Origin of the sequence: Hyalangium sp., from assembly GCF_035629615.1 — a bacterium.
In the GTDB taxonomy this organism is placed as follows: Bacteria; Myxococcota; Myxococcia; order Myxococcales; family Myxococcaceae; genus Hyalangium.
The window spans coordinates 1-4,705 of the sequence record NZ_DASPHO010000342.1 but is presented as its reverse complement, the minus strand read 5'-3'; the positions used below and the strand labels follow the sequence as shown (position 1 = coordinate 4,705).

Genomic DNA, 4,705 nt, shown 5'->3' with positions numbered 1-4,705 from the left:
GATGACGTAGCGATCCAGCCGCTCGAAGATCTGCCGGGGGGTGAGCACCGGCCCTTCTTCCCTGCGTGCGGACGACTCCATGCCCCCTCCCCTTCGGTCCACGCGTCCTCCCAGCGTTCGACAGAAGGGTAGGAATGAAACGGGTGACGGCCCACCGGCGGCCCACCCCGGCCCGAGGAGCCGCCCGGCTGGCTACCCTCCAGACAGTCGGCTATTGAAGCTTGGGCGCTTTCCCTATAGTTGCGCGCGTTCCATCGGTTGTAGGCACTCACGCCGCCAACCCCTGCCCCCGGAGGCCCCGAGACGCAATGGCCAACACCTCGCCCCCGCAGCACCGCTGGACCCTTGCCGACGCCCTGGAGACCTACGGGATTCGCAACTGGGGAAACCCGTACTTTGGCATCAACGACAAGGGCCACGTCTGCGTCCACCCGGACGGTCCCCAGGCGGCCAACATGGACCTGAAGGAGCTGGTGGACGAGGTGCGGCGCCGGGGCATTGGCCTGCCGCTGCTGATCCGCTTCACGGACGTGCTGCGCCACCGGGTGATCCACCTCAACGAGGCCTTCAAGAAGGCCATCACCGATCACAACTACAAGGGCCAGTACCGGGGTGTGTACCCCATCAAGGTGAACCAGCACCGGTACGTGGTGGAGACCATCGTCGAGACAGGGAAGGCCTACGGCTACGGGCTGGAGGCGGGCAGCAAGCCAGAGCTGCTGGCGGTGATGGCGCTGCTGGATAACGAGGACGCGCTCGTCATCTGCAACGGCTACAAGGACGAGGAGTACGTGGAGACGGCGCTGTTCTTCTCCCGGCTGGGCCGCAAGGTCATCCTTGTGGTGGAGAAGCCCAGCGAGCTGCCGCTGATCGCTGAGGTGGCGCGGCGCACGGGCATTGCCCCACGGCTGGGCGTGCGGGTGCGGCTGTCCACGCGCGGCGCGGGCAAGTGGGAGGCCTCGGGCGGAGACCGCTCCAAGTTCGGGCTCACCTCCTCGGAACTGATGAGCTCCATCAGCTTCATGCGGGAGACGGGGCTCTTGCAGCACTTCGAGCTGCTGCACTTCCACCTGGGCAGCCAGATCTCCAACATCCGCAACGTGAAGAACGCGCTGCGCGAGGTGGGCTGCTTCTACGTGGAGGTGGCCCGCCAGGGCGCGCCGCTGCAGTACCTGGACGTGGGCGGCGGCCTGGGCGTGGACTACGACGGCTCGCAGACGAACTTCACCTCCTCCATGAACTACACCACGGAGGAGTACGCCAACGACGTGGTGTTCGGCGTGATGGAGGCGTGTGATCGAGCCGGAGTGCCGCACCCCACGCTCGTGTCCGAGTCCGGCCGCGCGGTGGTGGCCCACCACGCGGTGCTGGTCGTGGACGTGCTGGGCACCAGCGAGTTCGACCCGGCCGTCGTCCCGGAGAAGGTGGAGGACAAGTCCCACTCCGTGGTGCGCAACCTGCAGAGCACCTTCCGGGACGTGACGAACAAGAACCTGCTGGAGTCATGGCACGACGCGCAGGACGCCAAGGAGGAGAGCCTCACCCTGTTCTCCCTGGGCCACCTGTCGCTGGAGCAGCGCGTGGCGGCGGAGAACATCTACTGGGCCGTCTGCCACAAGATCATGCGGATCGCCCGGGAGCAGGGAGAGATCCCCGAGGAGCTCGACTCGCTGGAGAAGCAGCTGTCGGACACCTACTTCTGCAACTTCTCGGTGTTCCAGTCGCTGCCGGACTCGTGGGCCATCGATCAGCTCTTCCCGGTGATCCCCATCCACCGGCTGAACGAGAAGCCCACGCGCAAGGCGGTGCTGGCGGACATCACCTGCGACTCGGACGGGAAGATCGAGCACTTCATCGACAAGCGCGAGGTGAAGGACTCGCTGGAGCTGCACCAGCTCAACGATGAGGACTACTACCTGGGCATCTTCCTGGTGGGCGCGTACCAGGAGATCCTGGGGGATCTGCACAACCTGTTCGGGGACACGCACGCGGTGCAGGTGTCGCTGGCGCCCAACGGGGGCTACCTGATCGATCACGTGGTGGAGGGAGACACGGTGACGGAGGTGCTCCACTACGTCAGCTACAACAAGGACGACCTGGTGGCGCGGCTGCGCAAGTTCACCGAGGTGGCGCTGCGGCAGGGCCGGATCACCCTGGACGAGTCCCGCTCGCTGCTGCGGATGTACGAGGAGGGCCTGTCCGGCTACACGTACCTGGAGCGGGATGTGGACGCGAAGTTCGCCGCCTCCAGCCACGGCCAGCTCCGCCTGGTGGCCCCGCATGACACGGGGGCACCGCGCGTCACCCCTCCGCCTACCGGAACCTGACCGGGGACGCCGGGCTCGGAGAACCCGGGCCCGGCGAGTCCGTCGACTGGGGCGTCACCGCGCCCCGGTCTCCACGGGTGTGGAGCTCCCTGCGGGCAGCGTCGCCTTCACGAAGGCCGTATCCGCCGCCTGCAGGCGCAGGAGATCCAGCGTCTGGTGCTGCGCCTGCGAGCGAGCGATGAGCGCCCCGAAGTCGAAGCCCGCCAGCCGAGGCTCCGTCCGCGCCAGCCGCTCCAGCAGGGTCCACAAGCAGCGCTTCCCCTTCACTGCCACGCACAGCGCCTCCAGCTCCATCATGCGGCTCAGGGGCGAGTAGCTCGCGAGATAGCCGTTGAGCTTCAGCCGTCCGAGCCGCTCCATCACCCAGGCCAGCCCCTGCTTGAGATCGTTGCGCGACACTTCCAGGGAGCGCATCACCTGCTCAAGTACCGCCCGCTCTTGCTCGAGCTCCTTCACGAACGTGGCGAGGTAGTGCCCCACCGCATTGCCCTGGTTCTCCCGCTCGGCGCGGCGGGCCAGCTCGTACCCCGCATTCGAGCCAGCGAGATGATCGTTCAGGTAGATGCCTAGCAGCTTGACGTTCACGGCCTGCCTCCCTCGCGCATGACACTTGGCGAGAATCGGCATGAGGAGCGGTGGATGCAGCTCCCTCCTCTTGGCTGCCCGGAGGGCAGGCCAGAGGCCAGGCGCCTCCCACCGAAGCCTGGCCTCAAGGGAACCCGGGCGGCGCGGTCTCGCCGAACCTGTCTGCTTGTATGACAGGTTTTCAGGCGCTCTCCCGGCCACGGGCTGGCACCTCCATCTCCCTTGGCTGCCTCAGCCCTCCCGGGGCTCGTCCGGGTAGGTGAAGGTGATGGGCACCTTCATCTCCGGGTGGAGGCTGCGCGCCACGGGGCAGCCGTGGGCCACCTCCTCCATCCGGGTGCGCTGCGTGCGGGACAGGCCCGCGGGCATCTGGAGTTGGAGCACCAGCTCGCCGATGCGGCGCGGCGGCGGTGTCATCCGCTTCTCCACGGTGGCGCGGGTCTCACCGAGGGGGATGCCCTCCCGCGCTGCGGCGAGCGCCATGGTGGTGACCGCGCACGAGGCGAGCGCTGCACCCAGCAAGTCCGTGGGAGAGAACGAGGCGCCCGTACCACCATTGTCCTTGGGCGCCTCGGTGATGATGCGCGAGCCCGACGGCCCGTGCTCGAGCTGCGTCTTGAAGGCAGGCGCGGAGACGACGGTCATCACCACGCCTGTGGGCTGCGAGGGCTCGCTCATGGCATTGCTCCTGTGCGCGGCGGGGGTTCAGCGAACGTAGGCTTCGTGCTTCTCGGCGTCCTCTTCCTGGGAGGGCTCCGCGTCCTGGACGCTCCAGTCCAGCGTCTTCATCAACGTCTTGCTGCGCTTCTTCACGTCCGCGTCCAGGAAGGAGAGCGCCTCGCCCATCTTGTCCATCAGCCGCATGGGCTTGCGCTTGTTCTTCGGCTCGGACAGCAGCGCGTGGGTGAGCCAGGGGAAGACAGCCGTCACGTCGCAGTGCACGTACACGGAGCCCGTCTCCACCGCCTCCACGGAGACCTTGCCCCAGGTGTGGCCCTCACCGGCCGGGCAGCTGGACAGCGCCCCGTTGTCCACCGGGTCCACGCAGAACTGCACGTCGATGTCGAAGCCCGTGGTGGGCACGTTGAGGATCTGATCCAGCAGCGGCTCGCCCTGCAGCGTGTAGTTCTTGGGCACGCCGCCGCCGAGGATCCAGATCGCCAGCCGCTTCGAGCCATTGTGGCGGCAGAAGTGCTGCATCGCCGCCATGGAGTACACGTCATCATTGATGTCGAGCTCGAACTTGAACTCGGGACCGAGCAGGCGCTTGAGCTTGACGACGTTCAGGAAGATGGAGCCGTCCTGCACCGCGCCCACCCAGATGGGCACCGCGTGCTTGTAGCAGGTGGACAGCAGCGAGGGCTGCTTCACCCCGAGCTGCTTCTCGATGCGGTACACCGCCTTGCCCAGCAGGTAGTGGAACTCGGGGGTGGTCATCTTCCGCTGGAACTCGGGGCCGCGGATGATGGCGGAGAAGAGCCGGTCCGTGTCCAGCAGCGCCTCCTCCCAGAAGCCCAGATCGTAGATGCGGATGATGCGCGCCAGCCGGTACTGGAGATCGCCCGCGTTGGGGTTCACCTCGCGGATGGCGTGGCCGATGATGCGGTGGGCGTCGTGGTAGAGGTTGGCGCCCGTGGTGGTGATCGCGGAGATGATGCCCTTCTCGATCAGCGGGATGAGGCAGCTCTGGTGCAGGCCCGCCGGCGTCATGGCGCCCGACAGCGTGAGGAAGATGGAGCCGTCCTGCACCGCGCCCACCCAGATGGGCACCGCGTGCTTGTAGCAGGTGGACA

The 4,705-nt window shown here is 67.1% G+C and carries 4 protein-coding genes; 1 reads left to right on the top strand and 3 read right to left on the bottom strand.

Annotated elements, in window-relative coordinates; translation table 11 throughout:
* The first annotated feature begins 308 nt into the window (after nt 1-308).
* Nucleotides 309-2,327 carry a biosynthetic arginine decarboxylase gene (gene speA, locus VD972_RS17345; protein WP_324988416.1) on the top strand — a complete coding sequence of 673 codons (2,019 nt, stop codon included), beginning with the start codon at nt 309-311 and terminating at the stop codon, nt 2,325-2,327.
* A gap of 54 nt (nt 2,328-2,381) precedes the next feature.
* Here the strand turns inward: speA and VD972_RS17340 are convergent, their stop codons facing one another.
* From VD972_RS17340 to VD972_RS17330, 3 genes are all read right to left on the bottom strand, one after another.
* Nucleotides 2,382-2,912 carry a hypothetical protein gene (locus VD972_RS17340; protein WP_324988414.1) on the bottom strand — a complete coding sequence of 177 codons (531 nt, stop codon included), beginning with the start codon at nt 2,910-2,912 and terminating at the stop codon, nt 2,382-2,384.
* A gap of 231 nt (nt 2,913-3,143) precedes the next feature.
* Nucleotides 3,144-3,590 carry an OsmC family protein gene (locus VD972_RS17335; RefSeq protein ID WP_324988412.1) on the bottom strand — a complete coding sequence of 149 codons (447 nt, stop codon included), beginning with the start codon at nt 3,588-3,590 and terminating at the stop codon, nt 3,144-3,146.
* A 27-nt stretch (nt 3,591-3,617) separates the two neighbouring features.
* A partial coding sequence (locus VD972_RS17330) for a deoxyhypusine synthase family protein (RefSeq protein ID WP_324988410.1) occupies nt 3,618-4,705 on the bottom strand: 1,088 nt, incomplete at its 5' end.